Origin of the sequence: Moellerella wisconsensis ATCC 35017 (assembly GCF_001294465.1) — a bacterium.
GTDB lineage: Bacteria > Pseudomonadota > Gammaproteobacteria > Enterobacterales > Enterobacteriaceae > Moellerella > Moellerella wisconsensis.
Map to the genome: position 1 here is coordinate 1 of NZ_LGAA01000002.1, position 19352 is coordinate 19352.

At 41.2% G+C, this 19352-nt stretch carries 18 protein-coding genes; 7 read left to right on the forward strand and 11 right to left on the reverse strand.

Annotated features, from left to right (window positions below):
* Window positions 1-274 precede the first annotated feature (274 nt).
* Complete coding sequence (gene gmhB / locus M992_RS00140; RefSeq protein WP_053906875.1) at window positions 275-841, reverse strand: D-glycero-beta-D-manno-heptose 1,7-bisphosphate 7-phosphatase; 567 nt, start codon at window positions 839-841, stop codon at window positions 275-277.
* Window positions 842-1010: 169 nt separating this feature from the next.
* Between gmhB and metN the strand changes: the two genes are divergently transcribed.
* The 6 genes from metN (at window position 1011) to proS (ending at window position 6846) form a co-directional block, all read left to right on the forward strand.
* Window positions 1011-2042, forward strand: coding sequence for a methionine ABC transporter ATP-binding protein MetN (gene metN / locus M992_RS00145; protein ID WP_053906876.1), 1032 nt, complete (start codon window positions 1011-1013; stop codon window positions 2040-2042).
* Complete coding sequence (gene metI / locus M992_RS00150) at window positions 2035-2688, forward strand: methionine ABC transporter permease MetI (protein ID WP_053906877.1); 654 nt, start codon at window positions 2035-2037, stop codon at window positions 2686-2688. The genes metN and metI overlap by 8 nt, the downstream gene beginning before the upstream one ends.
* A 210-nt stretch (window positions 2689-2898) precedes the next feature.
* A complete protein-coding gene (locus M992_RS00155; protein WP_053906878.1) occupies window positions 2899-3720 on the forward strand; it encodes a MetQ/NlpA family lipoprotein in 822 nt (273 codons plus the stop codon).
* A 152-nt stretch (window positions 3721-3872) separates the two neighbouring features.
* Window positions 3873-4274 carry an Rcs stress response system protein RcsF gene (gene rcsF, locus M992_RS00160; RefSeq protein ID WP_053906879.1) on the forward strand — a complete coding sequence of 134 codons (402 nt, stop codon included), beginning with the start codon at window positions 3873-3875 and terminating at the stop codon, window positions 4272-4274.
* Between the two features lie 4 nt (window positions 4275-4278).
* Window positions 4279-4986, forward strand: a complete 708-nt coding sequence (tsaA, locus tag M992_RS00165; protein ID WP_053906880.1) for a tRNA (N6-threonylcarbamoyladenosine(37)-N6)-methyltransferase TrmO — start codon at window positions 4279-4281, stop codon at window positions 4984-4986.
* 141 nt (window positions 4987-5127) lie between these two features.
* Complete coding sequence (proS, locus tag M992_RS00170) at window positions 5128-6846, forward strand: proline--tRNA ligase (protein ID WP_053906881.1); 1719 nt, start codon at window positions 5128-5130, stop codon at window positions 6844-6846.
* A 90-nt stretch (window positions 6847-6936) separates the two neighbouring features.
* On the opposite strand, the gene nlpE is transcribed toward proS, so the two are convergent.
* On the reverse strand, window positions 6937-7599 hold the full coding sequence (nlpE, locus tag M992_RS00175) for an envelope stress response activation lipoprotein NlpE (protein ID WP_053906882.1): 663 nt from the start codon (window positions 7597-7599) through the stop codon (window positions 6937-6939).
* A 324-nt stretch (window positions 7600-7923) separates the two neighbouring features.
* Here nlpE and rof point away from each other — a divergent pair, with 324 nt between their 5' ends.
* Entirely contained in the window at window positions 7924-8187 is a 264-nt protein-coding gene (gene rof, locus M992_RS00180) for a Rho-binding antiterminator (RefSeq protein WP_047255099.1), read from the forward strand.
* Window positions 8188-8266: 79 nt separating this feature from the next.
* Here rof and tilS read toward each other — a convergent pair whose 3' ends face one another.
* The 9 genes from tilS to lpxD form a co-directional block, all read right to left on the reverse strand.
* Complete coding sequence (tilS, locus tag M992_RS00185) at window positions 8267-9622, reverse strand: tRNA lysidine(34) synthetase TilS (protein ID WP_053906883.1); 1356 nt, start codon at window positions 9620-9622, stop codon at window positions 8267-8269.
* Window positions 9623-9636: 14 nt separating this feature from the next.
* Entirely contained in the window at window positions 9637-10536 is a 900-nt protein-coding gene (locus M992_RS00190) for a DMT family transporter (RefSeq protein ID WP_053906884.1), read from the reverse strand.
* Between the two features lie 115 nt (window positions 10537-10651).
* Window positions 10652-11611, reverse strand: coding sequence for an acetyl-CoA carboxylase carboxyl transferase subunit alpha (gene accA / locus M992_RS00195; protein WP_053906885.1), 960 nt, complete (start codon window positions 11609-11611; stop codon window positions 10652-10654).
* A 12-nt stretch (window positions 11612-11623) separates the two neighbouring features.
* Complete coding sequence (dnaE, locus tag M992_RS00200) at window positions 11624-15106, reverse strand: DNA polymerase III subunit alpha (protein WP_053906886.1); 3483 nt, start codon at window positions 15104-15106, stop codon at window positions 11624-11626.
* Between the two features lie 5 nt (window positions 15107-15111).
* Window positions 15112-15711: a ribonuclease HII gene (gene rnhB, locus M992_RS00205; RefSeq protein ID WP_053906887.1), complete on the reverse strand. Its 600-nt coding sequence runs from the start codon at window positions 15709-15711 to the stop codon at window positions 15112-15114.
* On the reverse strand, window positions 15711-16877 hold the full coding sequence (gene lpxB / locus M992_RS00210) for a lipid-A-disaccharide synthase (RefSeq protein WP_053906888.1): 1167 nt from the start codon (window positions 16875-16877) through the stop codon (window positions 15711-15713). The genes rnhB and lpxB overlap by 1 nt, the downstream gene beginning before the upstream one ends.
* Window positions 16878-16932: 55 nt before the next feature.
* On the reverse strand, window positions 16933-17730 hold the full coding sequence (gene lpxA, locus M992_RS00215; RefSeq protein WP_053906889.1) for an acyl-ACP--UDP-N-acetylglucosamine O-acyltransferase: 798 nt from the start codon (window positions 17728-17730) through the stop codon (window positions 16933-16935).
* Window position 17731: 1 nt separating this feature from the next.
* Complete coding sequence (gene fabZ, locus M992_RS00220) at window positions 17732-18184, reverse strand: 3-hydroxyacyl-ACP dehydratase FabZ (protein ID WP_047255106.1); 453 nt, start codon at window positions 18182-18184, stop codon at window positions 17732-17734.
* A gap of 130 nt (window positions 18185-18314) precedes the next feature.
* Complete coding sequence (lpxD, locus tag M992_RS00225; protein ID WP_053906890.1) at window positions 18315-19352, reverse strand: UDP-3-O-(3-hydroxymyristoyl)glucosamine N-acyltransferase; 1038 nt, start codon at window positions 19350-19352, stop codon at window positions 18315-18317.

The following is a 19352-nucleotide window of genomic DNA, read 5'->3' on the forward strand; positions in this document are numbered from 1 at the left end:
GATAACTCGTTAAGGTTCTTGCTGCGAGGTGGCGTATATTACTCTTTTCATTCAGGAAGTCAAGTATTTATTTTCAACTTTCTTTCCGAACTACTTTGACCATCACCTCAATCATCCCGCTGTTTTTCAAGGCGCTTACTACGCTTTGGAACTTTCAAACTCAACCGTTCGGCCGGTTTGTCGTGACAACGGAGCGCATTATAGGGGCTGAGATTTTTCTGGCAACTGTTTTTTTGAATTAATTTACTGTTCGCTGCTTTTACGCTCAAAATGATTATTTTTTGAGGTTTTTAAGTATCTCGGGTAGCTTCGCAATGCTATCAATCACTATATCCGCTTGAGCTTCAGCCTCTGGAGTAATCGCTTGTCCACTGCGAACTAAAATATTCATCCCCACTTTAGCTGCTTGACCCGCTTGAATATCAGCTAATTTATCACCGACCATAATAGAAGAAGACATATCTATAGCTAAATGCGCTTGTGCTTCTATTAACATACCAGCTTTTGGTTTGCGGCAATCACATTCTATACGGTATTCTTCTATTTCTGCTTCAGGATGATGAGGGCAATAATAAAGACCATCTAAATCGATACCACGGTCTGCTAATGACCAATCCATCCATTCTGATAGATGGAGGAACTGATCTTCTGAATAGATGCCTCTTCCAATACCTGATTGATTAGTCACAATCACTAGTGCGTAGCCCATTTTTTTCAGTTCAATCATTGCTTCTATAGCGCCATCGATAAATTCAAACTTATCGATTTCATGAACAAATCCGTGATCTATATTAATAGTGCCGTCTCTGTCTAAAAAAATAGCGGGGATACCTTGGTTCACCTGAATACTCCTAAAAATTAAATTCAAACTAGTATCTCATGAAATGAAAATAAATGAGAATCAAATAAAAGAAACAATCTTTATTGACTTAGACGTCTAGACGCCTTAACATCCATGATTATCTTAATGAGTGTTTTTAACCCATGGCTTTTATATTTAGAAGAAATAAATGATAAAATTATCTAACATTAATAAAGTCTTCCAACAAGGAAGCCGCAGCATACAGGCGCTGACTGATATCAGCCTACATGTACCTGCCGGGCAAGTTTATGGGGTCATTGGTACCTCTGGTGCGGGGAAAAGCACCCTAATTCGCTGTGTTAATATGCTTGAACGCCCGACTTCTGGTGAAGTTATTGTTGGCGGTCAAAATTTAACGTCACTTTCAGAGAAAGCACTGACTCGCGCACGCCGCAGTATTGGGATGATTTTCCAGCACTTTAACTTATTATCTTCGCGTAACGTATTTGGTAACGTGGCATTACCGCTTGAGTTAGATAATATGCCCAAAGAAGATATTAAAAAACGTGTTTTAGAATTATTGGAATTGGTAGGTTTATCAGATAAGAAAGATGCTTATCCCGCCAATTTATCCGGTGGACAAAAACAGCGTGTCGCTATCGCTCGCGCACTCGCTAATTCTCCACAAGTTTTATTATGTGATGAAGCGACAAGTGCATTAGACCCCGCAACGACACGCTCAATTTTAGAGCTATTAAAAGATATAAATCGTCGTTTAGGCTTAACGATCCTTCTTATTACGCACGAAATGGACGTTGTAAAACGTATCTGTGATCAAGTCGCTGTGATAAGTGACGGTAAATTAATCGAACAAGATAGTGTGAGTGCCGTATTTTCTCACCCTAAAACCCCTATTGCTCAGGATTTTATTAAATCAACGTTGGTTGTTGATATTCCTGAGGATTACAAAGAACGTTTACAGTCAGTTTCTGGACCGAATTTGTCACCATTATTAAAACTCGAATTTACCGGTCAGTCGGTTGATGCACCATTAATTTCAATGGTAGTACGTAAATTTGATATCGATATCAATATATTAAGCTCGCAGATTGATTATGCCGGCGGTGTGAAATTTGGCGTAATGTTAGCTGAAATACACGGCGTAAATGATGGTATTGAATCAACCATTGATTTTTTAACTGAGCATCATGTCAAAGTAGAGGTCCTAGGTTATGTCTGAGAAAATGATTGCACTATTAATTAGCGGAACCATCGACACGATCATTATGACCTTTGTTTCGGGTATTTTAGGATTTGTGTTGGGATTACCGATCGGTATTCTGCTTTATATCACTCGTCCTGGGCAAGTGATGGAAAATACCAGTATTTACCGGATTGTTTCTGCGGTAGTTAATATTTTCCGTTCTATTCCATTTATCATTTTACTGGTATGGATTATTCCATTCACTAAATTGTTAGTGGGGACATCAATTGGTATGCAAGCCGCGATTGTTCCTTTAACTATTGGTGCGGCACCGTTTATTGCCCGTATGGTTGAAAATACCTTATTAGAGATACCAAGCGGTCTTATTGAAGCTTCACGTTCCATGGGCGCTACACCAATCCAGATTATTACCAAAATTCTGTTACCAGAATCATTGTCAGGTTTAATCAATGCAGCAACGATTACTCTGATTATGTTGGTTGGTTATTCAGCCATGGGTGGTGCCGTTGGTTCCGGGGGACTAGGTCAGATTGCAATGCAATATGGTTACTACACCTATAATCCTGCAGTAATGAACACCGTACTTGTATTACTTATTATTTTAGTCTTCATTATTCAGTTCACCGGTGGACTCTTAATGAAACGAGTATCACGTAAATAATGGTGTATTTTTAATCATAAGTAACATTAAATATAAATAGCAGCGCCATTTATAGCCAGCATAAGTAACAGTGGTAACACGCAGTAATATTCTGCCTCAAAATATTCGAGGCATGACAATAACCGCAAAATAGATAATCGTTTATCTTGCCACTTAGCAAATGCCGAATATAGGTGCTTATAAAGTCAGTCTCCAAAGGGGTAAATAAATATGTCTATTAAGTTAAAATCTATTGCAGTTGTTGGCGCGCTATTAGGAACATTGGCTCTTACTGGTTGTGGCGAAAAGCAACAAGATCCAAACAGCATCAAAGTTGGTGTTATTATGGGCAAAGAGTTAGAAGTTGCTGAAGTGGCACAAAAAGTAGCGAAAGAGAATTATGGCCTAAATGTTGAACTCGTTGCCTTCAATGATTTCGTATTACCTAACGAAGCTCTAAGCAAAGGAGACATTGATGCCAATGCATTCCAGCATAAACCATATCTTGATCAACAAATTAAAGATCGTAATTACAAATTAGTCCCGGTTGGAAATACCTTCATTTATCCAATTGCGGCGTATTCTAAACAAATTAAATCTGTTGATGAGTTAGCGGATGGAGCACAAGTTGCTATTCCAAATGACCCAACAAACCTTGGTCGTTCATTATTATTGCTAGAAAAACAAGGGTTAATTACTTTAAAAGAGGGTGTTGGCCTATTACCTACTGTTTTAGATGTTACTGAAAATCCAAAAAATCTGAAATTTGTAGAATTAGAAGCACCGCAATTACCTCGTGCTTTAGATGATCAAAAAATTGCATTAGCAATTATCAACACTACTTGGGCGAGTAGCGCTACACCTAAATTAACTCCTGAAAGAGACGGTTTATTTGTTGAAGACAAAGACTCTCCTTATGTGAATGTTATTGTTACTCGTGAAGATAATAAAGATAGCGAGAATGTGAAGAAATTTATTCAAGCTTATCAATCAGATGAAGTATCTAATGCAGCAAACAAAGTGTTTGATGGTGGTGCTGTTAAAGGTTGGTAATCTTTTTTATTGATTAAAATAATATTAGAATGCTAGGCGGGCTATTTCCTCTGCCTAGCATTTTTTATTAATTTCATTCCAATTTAGAATAATTATATAAATACACTAACAACTACCAACAATCATTTCCCTATTTAGAGGAAACACTATTTATGAGAACGCTACTATTAGCTCTCACAGCATTAAGTTTATCTGGCTGCGGAATAAATCAATATATGCATAAAAATAGCCAACCTGATTTCACTGATATGAAACTAACCAAACCACAGACTCGAGTAGCGATACCAAAATCTCCTACGGTTAAATTATTTTCTAGCCCAGATGAACTATTAGGGAAACCATTCAAAGATTTAGGTGTTGTCTCTGGACAAACTTGCCGTGAAACAGTACAAAGTCCGCCAACTAATATTAAATTGGCGCAAATTCAAATGCTAAATAAAGCGGCTTATATTGCGGCTGATGCTGTATTGCTGCATCAATGCCAAACGATGTCAGCCGTAGGCTGTTATCAAGCGGCTATCTGTGAAGGTAGTGCATTACAGATTATAAACTAACATTATGAATACTGTTCAATTTGAGGTGATTGGTCATATTGAATCGCCTTATAAAGAAAAATTTGCCATCCCTCGTCAGCCTGGTCTGGTTCAGGATGGAGGCGGACGCTTAGTACTTCACTCTCCGTTTAGTCATCCGGATAGCGTGCGTGGATTAGAACAATTTAGCTATATTTGGGTGATTTTTGTTTTTCATCAAACCGCATCGGGAGGATGGAAACCGCTAGTTCGTCCTCCACGTTTAGGTGGAAACGCTAAAATCGGTGTTTTTGCAACACGTTCGACATTCAGGCCGAATCCTATCGGTATGTCATTGATTGAACTCAAAGGCGTGACTATTGAAAAGAATAGCGTTACTCTCGAACTGGGCAGCCTAGATTTAGTCGATGGAACACCCGTTATTGATATTAAACCTTACTTACCCTTTGCTGAATCCCACCCTGAGGCCAAAGCAGGTTTTGCCCAGTCGGCTCCCGCGAATGATATGGAAGTGATTTTTACATCACAGGCATCGGCACAACTTACCCAGTATCAAGCCAAATATCCGCAACTTGCTCGCTTTATCAGTCAAGTTTTGGCACAAGATCCCCGTCCAGCGTACAAAAAGCAATCTTGCGAAAACCGTGATTATGCGGTTCATCTGCTAGATTTTAATGTTTGCTGGCGAATAGTAAATAATATAACTGAAGTCTTCGCGGTTGACCTGCGCTAAAAAGTGGTTTTCCTCTTTTGGCAATCCTCAGTCACTGGTAGACTAGCTTTTTATCGTGCTGCTTTAGCAGCATAACGTTATTTTGACAGACTGATATTTTTTCAGTTTGCCGTGATTTGTTGTTCTAATGGAACCTTAACAATGCGTACAAGCCAATATTTGCTCTCAACTCTAAAAGAGACGCCTGCTGATGCTGAAGTTATTAGCCACCAGCTAATGCTACGTGCAGGCATGATCCGTAAACTTGCTTCTGGTCTTTATGACTGGTTACCTACTGGAGTCCGTGTTTTGCGTAAGGTCGAAAAGATCGTACGTGAAGAAATGGAAAATGCCGGTGCGATCGAAGTTTCTCTTCCCGTAGTTCAGCCTGCTGATTTATGGCAAGAAAGCGGTCGCTGGGAGCAATATGGCCCCGAATTATTACGTTTTGTTGATCGTGGCGAACGCCCTTTTGTTCTCGGCCCAACCCACGAAGAAGTCATTACTGATTTGATCCGTAATGAAATCACCTCATACAAACAATTGCCGCTGAATGTTTTCCAAATTCAGACTAAATTCCGTGACGAAGTCCGCCCACGTTTTGGCGTAATGCGTTCACGTGAATTTATCATGAAAGATGCTTATTCTTTTCATGTTAATCAGCAATCATTGCAAGAAACCTATGATGCAATGTACCAAGCCTATAGTAAAATTTTTAGCCGTATTGGGTTTGATTTCAGAGCGGTACAAGCTGATACCGGGTCTATTGGTGGCAGTGCATCGCACGAATTCCAAGTATTAGCAGATAGCGGCGAAGATGATATCGTTTTTTCAACTGAATCTGATTATGCTGCTAATATTGAATTTGCTGAAGCAATTGCTCCGACGACACCAAGAAGCGCACCATCTGAAGAGCTTACTCTGGTTGATACTCCTAATGCGAAAACTATTGCTGAATTAGTTGAGCAATTTGATTTAGCCATTGAAAAAACTGTTAAAACTCTTATTGTGCATGCCGCAGAACAAAGTGGACACACTCTCGTCGCATTATTAGTTCGTGGCGACCATGAGCTAAATGAGATTAAAGCTGAAAAACATCCACTGGTTGCTAGCCCATTAGTCTTTGCTTCTGAAGAAGAAATTCGTGCAGTTGTCAATGCAGGCCCGGGTTCTTTAGGTCCGATCAATCTGCCTCTCCCTATCGTGATTGACCGCAGTGTTGCTGTCATGAGTGATTTTGGCGCCGGTGCAAATATCGATGGTAAACACTATTTCGGTATTAACTGGGAAAGAGATTTGCCGATCCCTGAGATCTTTGATTTACGCAATGTGGTTAACGGCGATCCTAGCCCAGACGGAAAAGGTACACTGTTAATTAAACGGGGTATCGAAGTCGGCCATATCTTCCAATTAGGCACCAAATATTCTGAAGCGATGAAAGCATCAGTTCAGAATGAAGAAGGTCATAATCAAATCGTCACTATGGGCTGTTACGGTATCGGGATAACACGTATTGTTGCTGCCGCAATTGAACAAAGTCATGATGCGCGCGGTATTGTTTGGCCAGATTCAATTGCACCTTTCCAAATCGCAATTTTGCCAATGAATATGCATAAATCTTATCGTGTTAAAGAAGTGGCTGAAAAACTGTATGCTGATCTCAAAGCTAGTGGTCTAGAAGTTATTTTTGACGATCGTAAAGAGCGCCCAGGCGTGATGTTTGCTGATATGGAATTAATTGGCGTGCCATATACTATCGTTATTGGTGATAGAAACTTAGACAATGGGCAAGTTGAGTTTAAAGCTCGCCGTAGTGAAGAAAAATCACTGGTCGCTTTAGACAATGTTGTTAGCTTCCTGAAAGGCAAGTTAAATCAATAATCAGTGAGTTGCTAAATAGCAAGTTATCGACTAAAAAGCCCGACTTAATATCAAGCCGGGCTTTTTTAATTCAATCTATTTAAATATACGTTATTTAGTTGGGCAAGATTTCTCTTTGTTAAACAATATGCTGCCCGTTTGCACTAACGCGGGATCAAATAAACCATCTTCCATTGAAGGACGAATAGTGTAATAACCTTCAATTTCAGCATAGACAGGTGTACCACCGTTAACCCCTGTCGCACCATAATTTTTTTCTAATTCAATACCGCTAGCCGCATAATTACGCTTAGTACCACATTCAATAAATGTGGCAGCATCAGCCATATAGTGATACTCACCTATTTTTTTACTTGGAGTCACTTGCTTTAGCGTGTAATCAAATTGGGATTCAATCGCATTACCATCACTGTCTAGCATAGTGACGGATTTATCATCTGCTGAAGGTGAAAAATATGAACGCTCACCTTGGGTATTGGTTAAACGTAGTTTATCACCATCTTTTGCCCAGCTACCCGTTTCAAACATAGTTTGATCACCATCGCGAGTACCAAGATATGTCAGCTCTTCTACATAGCTACCATCTTGATTAAATAAAATCGTGGTTTCTATGCCCGAACAATCCGCACAAGGAAGCACCCCGGTAAACGCTCGATCGATATAACGAACTTCTGGCGCTGTGGTACTATTTTGACATCCCGCAAGCGTGATGACACCGGCCGCAGCTAATACCATTAAGAGTTTTTTATTCATCGGTTTCCCCTTAGATTTTGAATGCTTTCATACAGTTAATCTTTTATAAAACATCATAGCACTTTATTCTATAAAAAAGGGTGAGTATAGTCAGATTTCAGATTTTACTGAGTATAGTATAGATTATAATAATAGAAATGATTAAATGATACTCAACAAAAATGTTAAAAGCTAAGGGGCACTTATTATTGTTAAAATTACTGTGCTATGATATTGAAAACCCGATTTAGGTTAACGGGTAATGAGTTTCGTGACAAATGGGTTTAGTGACAAAATAATCATCGGCGGAAAAACCGCCACTAACATACATAGTGGTGAGGGATTATGTCTACAGATACTGAATATCAACCAATCAATTGTGATGATTACGAGTACTTGGAATTAGCTTGTCAGCGCCGACTAAAATTGCAAATCCAATTGCAAGATGGCAGTGAAATTGAAGTACAAGCAGAAGATCTCGTCACGCGCAAGAAAGTAGAGTACTTGATCGTGGGTACACCTGAAGGTGCGAAAGAATTACGCCTTGATCACATCAATACATTCAGCCACCCTGAGATCGGTACCATTGTTATCGATCACTCCCACTAGTCATCTGCTCGTCTCAACGAGAGATATCTCTTCTCCCCCTTATAATTAATGATCTTTATAAGGGGTTCCAATTCATGCGTTAATCGTTTCTATCCCAATGAATAGCGATTCCCTGCTTTCCTTCATCAACTAATCCTTGGCGAGTAACAAAACAACCTACCGCAGTAATTAGCTGTTCATTATAGTAAATTAATGGCGTACGCGCCCTCATCCACGGCGCGACTCCGAGCTCTTGCCAGATTTTCTTGCTGTGACGAGAATGCTCTCTACCCACAATATTAATTGTTTGCTGCAAACCAAACCGAATACTGACGACTTCGCCAGTTGCAGGCGGACGGATCTGTCCTTTACCGTGCATTACAACCAGACAGCCCAACGAATTGGGTAAAATATGTGGCGCGGGATAATCCCAAGTAAACTGTTGATTAACTAAAGATTTCATTCTACGAACTAACCATAAATAACCTTGGTAGCGCCGAATATCATAAGAGCCAAACTGAAAAATAGGCTCAGCATCTTGTCGTGCTAATGCCACCTCCTGCCAAATACGTTGTAATTGATGATATCCCGGCATCGTTAAATTATGATAACCAAACCACCGGCGGATCAGTGCATTACGCTTCTCGGCTGAACATGTTTGCAATACCTCAATAGAGAGCCCCCCTTGGTAATCTAACGCCTCTTGTAATGCGCTAGTTAATAATTCATCTAACAAGGATTCTTGCTCGGCGCATAATGCAGCACTGCGTGCGGCTGCACTGGCAAAATGTGGCCAGCGTTGATTTAATATAGGCATGACATGTAACCGTAAAAAATTACGGTCATAGCGATCGTCTTGATTACTATCATCTTCAATCCAACACAAAGTAAACTGTTGCGCATAATGATCTAACTGGGAACGACTTAAGGTTAATAATGGGCGCAATAACAGGCTATTTATTTTTTCACCGCTCTCAACATCAACATGCGTCATAAATGGCATCGATTCAGGCATTGCGGATAATCCTGCCGGGCCACTACCACGTTTTAATGCCAACATAAATGTTTCAGCCTGATCATCCAGATGCTGCGCCGTTACCATTACTTCATTAGGATAAATAACAGCACGATAAGCTTGATAACGTGCTTCTCGAGCCGCTGCTTCTTCCCCCTTTTTACTCGCATCAACTTCAACTCGACGGCAAATAAAAGGAATTTTCCACTCTAAACAAATTTGCTCACAATGCTGTACCCAATAATCCGCCTTTGGATTTAAGCCATGATGAATGTGTAATGCTCTAATTTGTAAATCAGGATAACGTTGTTCTCTGAGCTGATACAAACAATGCAGTAATACCGTTGAATCTAAGCCACCACTAAAGCCAACCAGAATATGCCGCTGGTGCTTTATTTTTTCTTCCACGGTATTTATTATTTGCATTGATAATTGACTCATTAAATTTTTCTCATTCATTTAGCTATTTTATTATCAGTTTCGTTCTGTGGTGATTTAAGGCATAGAATTCCAGAAATAATCACTAAAGCTAAGCCGATAACATACGCGATAACTAAAGCATCATTAAATATAGCCACCAGCCATAATACCGAAAGCACAGGAGACAAAAATACAATAGAAGCTATTTTTGCCGATTGACCGGTGCTCATCGCCTTAAACCACAGAATATATGATACGCCATTAATTAAAATACCATTAATTAATGTTGGCCATAATGCGGATTTATTAGGAAGCGAAAAGTTGCTAAAACAGATTAATAATACTGTCGATGCAGCGGTTGAAAAAATAAATAACCACAACGTACTAATATATGCATCAAGAGAAAATTGCTTAGATAATACCGACATAAGAGCAAAACAAAAGGCACCACCAAAGACTAATAATAAGGCTTGAGGATTTTCAATCTGCAATTGACTAATATTGCCTTGAGTAAAGGTAATAATAACCGCACAGAAACCAATAATAACCCCCAGCCACTGACGTAAATACAAATGTTCTTTTAATAAAACTATCGAGAGTAAAATAATAATTAGTGGCCAGCTATATTGGATCACTAGCACCGCTATACCATTCTCAATAGAATAACCATAATAAAGTAACAAATAGAATAAACAATCAAGTATACCAAGTACGCAAACTTGGAGAGTCTCTTTACGCGATAAAATAAATAATCTTCGCCAGCCACGGCCTGAGCATAGTGATACGGCCAATACCGCTATCGCCGAAAACAAATTTGACCAAAATAAAAATTGAAAGTTGTCCATCGTCGTCTGCCCAAAACGGGAAACAATCGGAATAAAGCTCCAAATAATCACACAAAGTAACGCATAGATTAAATAACTGTATTGTTTCATCGGCACCTTATTATTAATTAGAGTTGATTGTTCACCAACAAGACAAATTTAAATCATAAAAAAAGGAGAGTGACGATGCCATTCTCCTTTTTCTTTTAACTGATAAATAATGCGATCAGCAATAACCATATTCCATCAAACGTTGATAACGCCGATTTTTTAATGCTTCCGTATCAAATTCATCTAATTCATTTAGATCTTCAACAAGGCGCTCTTTTAATGATGCAGCTATCTCATCATAATTGCGATGAGCACCGCCCAAAGGTTCTGGCACCACATTATCAATCAATTTTAATTCTTTTAAACGCGGGGCAATTATACCCATTGCTTCTGCGGCCAGAGGCGCTTTATCCGCACTTTTCCACAGAATAGAAGCACAACCTTCTGGAGAAATAACCGAATAGGTGCTGTATTGCAGCATATTAACTTTATCACCAACCCCAATAGCTAATGCACCACCAGAGCCGCCCTCACCAATAACCGTACAAATAACTGGAACGGAAAGACGAGACATTTCACGTAAGTTACGAGCAATCGCTTCTGATTGACCACGCTCTTCCGCGCCCACGCCTGGATATGCTCCTGGAGTATCAATAAAAGTAATAATAGGTAATTTAAAGCGTTCAGCCATTTCCATCAGACGCAATGCTTTACGATAGCCTTCAGGGGCTGGCATACCAAAATTACGACGGATTTTCTCTTTCGTTTCACGTCCTTTTTGATGACCAATAACCATTACAGGTCGGCCATCGAGACGCGCTAGACCACCAACAATAGCTTTATCGTCAGCATAAGCACGATCGCCTGCTAACTCTTGGAAATCAGTAAAAATACGTTGGATATAATCCAAAGTATATGGGCGACGTGGATGGCGAGCCAGTTTAGCAATCTGCCAAGCACCAAGATCAGAGAAAATTTTACGGGTTAGCTCAAGGCTTTTTTCACGTAAACGGGCAACCTCTTCATCGAGATTGACTTCTAAGTTGTTATCTTGACGGCTGACTGCAGTCAGCGAATCAATTTTCGCTTCCAGCTCGGCAATCGGCTGTTCAAAATCAAGAAAATCCAGACTCATAATATTCCTATTTTAGTCAAATTCTAATTCTACCTGCTCAGTACCCAGCAGAGTTCGCAGATCAGTCAGAAGGGTATCGGTCGGCGTAATACGCCAAGCAACGCCAAATTTTAATCTAGCTCTAGCGTCTTCCCTCTGATAATACAAATGAACCGGAATAGTTCCTGAACGGTGTGGTTCAAGAGTGCTGCGAAGACGGTTCAATAATTGGTCATCAATTTGCCGGTCCGACAGTGAGATTGCGAGTCCACGCGCATATTTCTCACGGGCTTCGCTGATATCCATGAGTTCGCGCACTGTCATTTTATTGCCACCGTTAAAATCATCAAAGCTGACCTGTCCGGTAGCAATCAAAACACGATCTTGCTCTAGTAGATGTTGGTATTTTTCCAGTGCATCTGAAAATAGCATAATATCCAGCCGACCGGAACGATCATCGAGTGTACAAATACCGATTCGATTGCCCCGCTTGGTGGTAATAACTTTGGCTGAAAGTACTAAACCTACCACAGTTGTCATTTGACCACGAGGGGTAGGGTTCACATCTTTCAGCCTTAAGCCATTAGTATAGCGTTCAATTTCACGCAAATAACCTGTTATCGGGTGACCCGTTAAATAAAGGCCCAGCGTTTCGCGCTCACCATCCAGTACCACCTGATCCGGCCATTTTGGCACACTGGCATAAGAAAGTTCAACTTGCTCAGGCGCATCGGCCAATACCCCGAACATATCCCCTTGCCCTATTGCCTCGGCTTTCGCATGTTGATCCGCTGCTTTAAGCGCATCTTCTAAAGATGACATAAGTGCCGCACGATGCGGACCCAGGTGATCAAAAGCGCCCGCCATAACTAGCTTTTCCATCACTCGGCGACTTAATTTTTTTGTATCGACCCGAGCGCAGAGATCAAAAATTTCTTTGAAATGTCCGCCTTTTTGACGGGCTTCTAATATTGCTTCAATCGGACCTTCTCCGACCCCTTTAATAGCACCGATACCATACACGATTTCACCGTGGTCATTGACATGAAAATGATATAGGCCGCTATTTATATCTGGAGGCAATACTTTTAGACCCATCCGCCAACATTCATCGACGAGACCGACCACTTTCTCGGTATTATCCATATCAGCGGTCATCACGGCGGCCATAAATTCAGCCGGATAATGCGCTTTAAGCCACAGCGTCTGATAAGAAACTAAAGCATAAGCGGCGGAGTGTGATTTATTAAATCCATAACCGGCAAATTTCTCCACCAAGTCAAAGATTTTCATTGCCAATTCGCCGTCAATACCGTTTTTTATTGCACCATCTTGAAATATAGAACGCTGTTTAGCCATTTCTTCTGGCTTTTTCTTACCCATAGCACGGCGCAGCATATCCGCACCGCCCAGTGTATAACCCGCCAGTACCTGTGCAATCTGCATCACCTGTTCTTGGTAAAGAATAATGCCATACGTAGGTTCTAAAACAGGCTGCAAGGACTCATGTTGCCATTCAACATCAGGGTAAGAAATAGCTTCACGTCCATGTTTTCGGTCGATAAAATTATCTACCATCCCCGATTGCAAAGGACCGGGACGAAAAAGCGCCACTAACGCAATCATATCTTCAAAACTATCAGGACGAAGGCGCTTGATTAAGTCCTTCATACCACGCGATTCTAACTGAAAAACCGCGGTAGTTTCAGAGCGTTGCAGCATATCAAAACTTTTTTTATCTTGCAGAGGAATAGCAGCAATATCAATAGGTTCTAAGTTTTGTTTAGCTCGGCGCGCATTGATCATCTCTAGCGCCCAGTTGATAATCGTCAGTGTACGTAATCCGAGAAAGTCAAATTTGACTAATCCCGCATATTCGACGTCATTTTTATCAAACTGAGTAACTGGGTTTTTACCTTCGGCATCGCAATACAGCGGTGCAAAATCGGTAATTTTAGTCGGCGCAATAACGACCCCACCGGCATGTTTACCCGCATTTCGTGTGACACCCTCTAGTTTACGCGCCATATCAATTAGCGCCTTAACCTCTTCATCTGCTTCGTAAATTTCAGGCAATTGAGGTTCAGCTTCGAAAGCCTTTTCTAAGGTCATTCCGGGATCTGGCGGCACTAATTTAGAGATACGATCAACAAAACCGTATGGGTGGCCTAATACACGCCCCACGTCGCGAATGACTGCTTTTGCTGCCATCGTACCGAAGGTAATAATTTGCGAAACCGCATCGCGACCGTACATTTGGGCAACGTGATCAATCACTAAATCGCGTTTTTCCATACAGAAATCAACGTCAAAGTCAGGCATGGAAACACGTTCAGGATTAAGAAAACGTTCAAAAAGCAGATCGAATTCTAACGGATCAAGATCAGTAATTTTTAGCGCATAAGCAACTAAAGAACCGGCCCCCGAACCGCGGCCAGGCCCAACTGGTACGCCGTTATCTTTAGACCACTGAATAAATTCCATAACAATCAGGAAGTAACCAGGGAAACCCATTTGGTTAATAACGGTTAATTCAGTATCCAAACGTTCATCGTAAGGGGGTCGTTTTTCTGCTCGCTCTTTTTCATCGGGATACAAAAACTCTAATCGTTCTTCTAGTCCTTGTTTTGAACGCATGACCAGAAAATCTTCAGTTTTCATTTCCCCAGTTGGAAATTGAGGCAAGAAATATTCGCCGAGGCGGATGGTCACGTTACAACGCTTAGCAATTTCGACGCTATTTTCCAGTGCTTCGGGAATATCGGCAAACAGTTCGCACATTTCGGCTTCACTGCGTAAATATTGCTGAGGGCTGTATTTTTTCGGACGTTTAGGATCAGATAAAGTAAATCCATCATGAATAGCGACCCGAATTTCATGGGCATCAAAATCGTGACTAGCAATAAACCGTGCATCATTGGTCGCGACAACAGGTAAGCCATGCAAAGTGGCTAATTCTATCGCCGCATGTAAATAGTTCTCTTCATCTGGGCGACCTGTGCGGATAAGTTCGAGGTAATAGTTATCGGGAAAATGCGTTTCATAAAATGCAAGACACTCATTAACTAAAGCTTGATTACCCCGCAGTAAAAATTGACCAACATCACCCATCCGTCCACCAGAGAGTAGAATCAGTCCCTCTTTATACTTCGCTAACCACTCGCGTTTGATCGTGGGTCCAATAGGGCCATAGCCCTTTTGATAGGCTTCGGAAATTAATAATGTGAGGTTTTGATAGCCTTCATTATTGCGAGCCAACACGGTTAAATGGGCAATATCATCGCCAAGCATCTCACTTTCTACAAAGAAATCTGCACCAATAATCGGTTTTATACCGGCACTATGCGCTGAACCATAAAATTTCACTAAACCACATAAGTTAGTAAAATCAGTAATCGCAAATGCTGGCATGCCCATGGAGGCAGCTTTTTTAACTAATGGATTAATTTTGGCTAATCCATCAATCATTGAATAGTCGCTATGAACTCGAAGGTGTATAAAACGAGGATCTGACATGGTGATTATATCCGTTCTTTGATATTTAATGCACGACGGACCGGAGCAAAACTCTTACGATGAACTGCAATCGCACCATATTGCGCTAGTTTTTCAAGATGAAGTGCCGTTGGATAGCCTTTATGCTTGGCAAAACCATACTCAGGATATTGTTGATCTAAGACAACCATTTCTCTATCACGCGTAACTTTTGCCAAAATTGATGCAGCGCTTATTTCCTGCACTAGGCTGTCACCTTTGATAACAGATTGAGATGGCATAGATAATGCGGGGCAACGATTACCATCGATCAACACAAAATCCGGTTGAATCGATAAACCAGCTACCGCTCTTTGCATCGCTAACATTGTCGCTTGCAAGATATTGATATTATCAATTTCTTCCGGTTCAGCACGTCCAATACTCCAGCTTAACGCTTTTTCTTGAATTTCGATAAATAACTTTTCTCGGCGCTTTTCACTCAATTTTTTAGAGTCCATAAGCCCGATAATCGGATTATTAGGGTCAAGGATCACCGCCGCAGTAACCACCGCGCCGACTAAAGGCCCGCGACCTACTTCATCGACACCAGCAATTAAATTTGCTTGAGGATAAACAAATTCCATTAATTTTTTGCCAATTCTAATACCGCATCTGCTGCTTGTTGATCCGCGTTACAACGAATTTTTTCATGCAATTGCAAAAACGTATGTTTCAACTCATCAACCTGTTCTCCACCAGCTAACAGGGGTAATAATTTTTGGGCTAGTTTTTCAGGTTGACACTCATCTTGTAGTAATTCGCTAACTATCTCACGCCCAGCCAATAAATTAGGCAACGAGACATAAGGCGTTTTAATCAATTTTTTAGCTAGCCAAAAAGTAAAGGGCTTCATTCGATAGCCGACAACCATAGGGCATTTTGCTAGCATGCATTCAAGCGCCGCAGTACCAGAGGCTAATAATGTTGCATCTGCGGCAATCATCGCATCTCTAGCCTGACCATCCAGCAAAGAAACCGGCAAATCAGGAGCAACCTCACGTTTAATGGCTTCAAATTGTTCACGTCTTTTATGATTAATTAGCGGAACAATAATATGCAATTGACCCAGTTGCTGATAGAGACGTTGAGCGGTTATTAAAAAATCGGCACTGAGCATCTCCACTTCGGAATGCCGACTGCCGGGCAGCATAGCTAAGCAAATCGCATCTGCTGGAATATTTAACCGCTGACGAGCGGCCAGTTTGTCCGGCTGCAAGGGAATAGCATCCGCCATCGTATGGCCAATAAACCGACAAGGTACGGAAAAACGGTCATAAAATGCTTTTTCAAATGGTAAAAATGCCAGCACTAAATCGGTAGCTTTACCAATTTTGAATACTCTTTTTTGCCGCCAAGCCCAAACAGAAGGGCTAACATAGTGAATGGTTTTAATCCCTTTGGCTTTTAAACGACCTTCCAATGTGAGATTAAAATCAGGGGCATCAATACCAATAAAGACATCAGGTTGTAAATCAGTAAATCGGCGAGTAAGATCTTTTCGAATACTCAGAAGCCTTGGCAGTCGCCCTACGACTTCTACCACGCCCATCACTGCAAGCTCTTCCATTTCGTACCAAGCTTCACAGCCTTCGGCTTCCATCAATGGACCCGCAACGCCGACAAAACGAGCATCAGGCACGCTTTGCTTTAACGCACGGATTAATCCTGCGCCAAGAATGTCGCCAGAAGTTTCCCCAGCAACAATACCTATGGTAAGTGGACGTGATACCGCTGAGCCACTATTGACCATAGTTATCTCCTTTATTTAATTCCTGACAGCATTGACTGTCCATATCAATGAAGCACTAACGGATAATTCCGCGATTAGAGGCAGCTGAATTTTCAAGAAACTCACTAAACACGTTAACATGTTGGTTAGTTTTCGCCATTTCAGCGATTTCTACGCGCGCGTCTTCCAACGATTTACCACTACGATATAACACTTTATAAGCATTACGAATCGCATGCAGCGAAGCTTTATCAAATCCGCGACGTTTCAACCCCTCGATATTCAATCCAAATGGGGTGGCGTGGTTACCCTGCGCAACAACATACGGAGGAACATCCTGTGCAACGCCTGAACAGCCGCCAACCATAACATGTGCACCAATTTGACAAAATTGATGCACCGCCGTCATTCCGCCAATAATGGCGAAATCACCTAAGGTAACATGGCCGCCGAGCGTGCCGTTATTAGCAATAATACAGCGATTACCAATAATACAATCGTGAGCAATATGGACATTAACCATCAGCAAGTTATCGTTGCCAATTTTTGTTAATCCACCGCCTTGTTCTGTGCCACGATGAATAGTGACGCTTTCACGAATGCGGTTTCTATCACCAATCTCAACCCGCGTTGGTTCACCTTGATATTTTAAATCTTGGTTTATTTCACCAATGGTAGAAAATTGGAAAATTTGGTTATCACGACCAATTTTAGTGATCCCATTGATAACAATGTGGGATTTTAATTCAGTCCCTTCACCAATTTCAACTTGTGAACCAATATAACAAAAAGGGCCAATACGAACATTGGCGCCGATAATCGCCCCTTCTTCTATAATAGAAGAAGGGTGAATGCTGGCAGTTTTATCAATCATATTAGACCTCTCGACGACGGGCACACATCATCTCAGCTTCGCAAGCCACTTCTCCATCTACTTTGGCAACGCCTTTAAAGCGAGCAACACCGCGACGTTCTTTGATAAACTCAACTTCCAAGATCATTTGGTCCCCAGGTAATACAGGACGTTTAAAACGAGCATGGTCAATTGCAGCAAAATAATACAATTCACCCGGTTCTAATTTACCCACGCTTTTAAACGCCAAAATACCTGTTGCCTGAGCCATTGCTTCAAGGATTAATACACCAGGAAAAATGGGCTTGCCAGGGAAATGGCCTTGGAAAAAAGGTTCGTTAAAAGAGACATTTTTCACTGCACGCAGAGATTTGCCTTCTTCAAAATCCAATACACGATCAACCAAAAGGAATGGGTAACGGTGTGGCAGCAGCTCTAAAATCTCTTCTATATTCAGAGTATGATTATCACTCATCGAAATACTCTTCCTGTCTATAAATATAATTTATTAATGAATCGGCCTGCTATTAACCCAAACTTGGGCTAGATTGGCAGGCCGGAAAATAGATAACACAACAGGTCATTTTAACCTGAATAGTTAATTATTACTGATCTTTTTGATTTTTGCAGTCTAACGTACGTTCAACAGCTTTAAGGCGCTTACTCATGTCGTTAATATTCATGACTAAAGCCGCTGTTTTACGCCAATCTTTATTAGTCTGTAATGGAATACCAGAAGAGTATACACCAGGTTCTGTAATAGGTCGCATCACCATGCTCATGCCAGTAACCGTAACTTTATCACAGATTTCCATATGTCCATTAATCACACTTGCGCCACCAATCATACAATAACGCCCGATTTTCAGGCTACCGGCCATAATAACACCACCAGCAACGGCAGTATTGTCGCCAATAATAACGTTATGCGCTATTTGGCATTGGTTATCAATAATGACTCCATTACCGATTATTGTATTATCGAGAGCGCCGCGATCGATAGTGGTGCTGGCACCGATTTCTACGCGATCACCAATAATAACTGTGCCTAACTGAGGGATTTTTATCCAATTACCACGATCATTAGCATAACCAAAGCCATCGGCACCAATAATTGTCCCCGAATGGATTAAACAATGTTCGCCTATTTCGATCTTATGGTAAATAGTTACATTCGCCCATAAACGACTACCCGCACCTATTTTGGTCTCTTTACCAATAAAACATCCGGCGCCAATAATTACGTTATCGCCAAGCTCAACGCCGGTTTCAATCACAGCATTGGCTCCAATAGCAACATTGTTACCCAGCTTAACATCTTCAGCGATAACGGCTGAAGCATGAATATTTTCTGCGGGTGCTGGCGTTGTATCCAGAATCTGCGCCATTTTTGCATAGGCTAGATAAGGATTATCAACGACTAAAGCCGCGACTTTACACGCTGACAGATCACTGGCTTTTAATACCACCGCAGCGGCCTGACATTCGGCTAATTTTGAGCTATAGCGGCTGTCAGATAAAAAAGTAATCTGCTGGTTATTTGCTGAATACATTGGCGCGATACCGGTGATGACGATATCGCCATCACCGTGTAACTCTGCATTCAACTGCTGCGCTAGATCAGCTAAGCGAATTGAAGACAT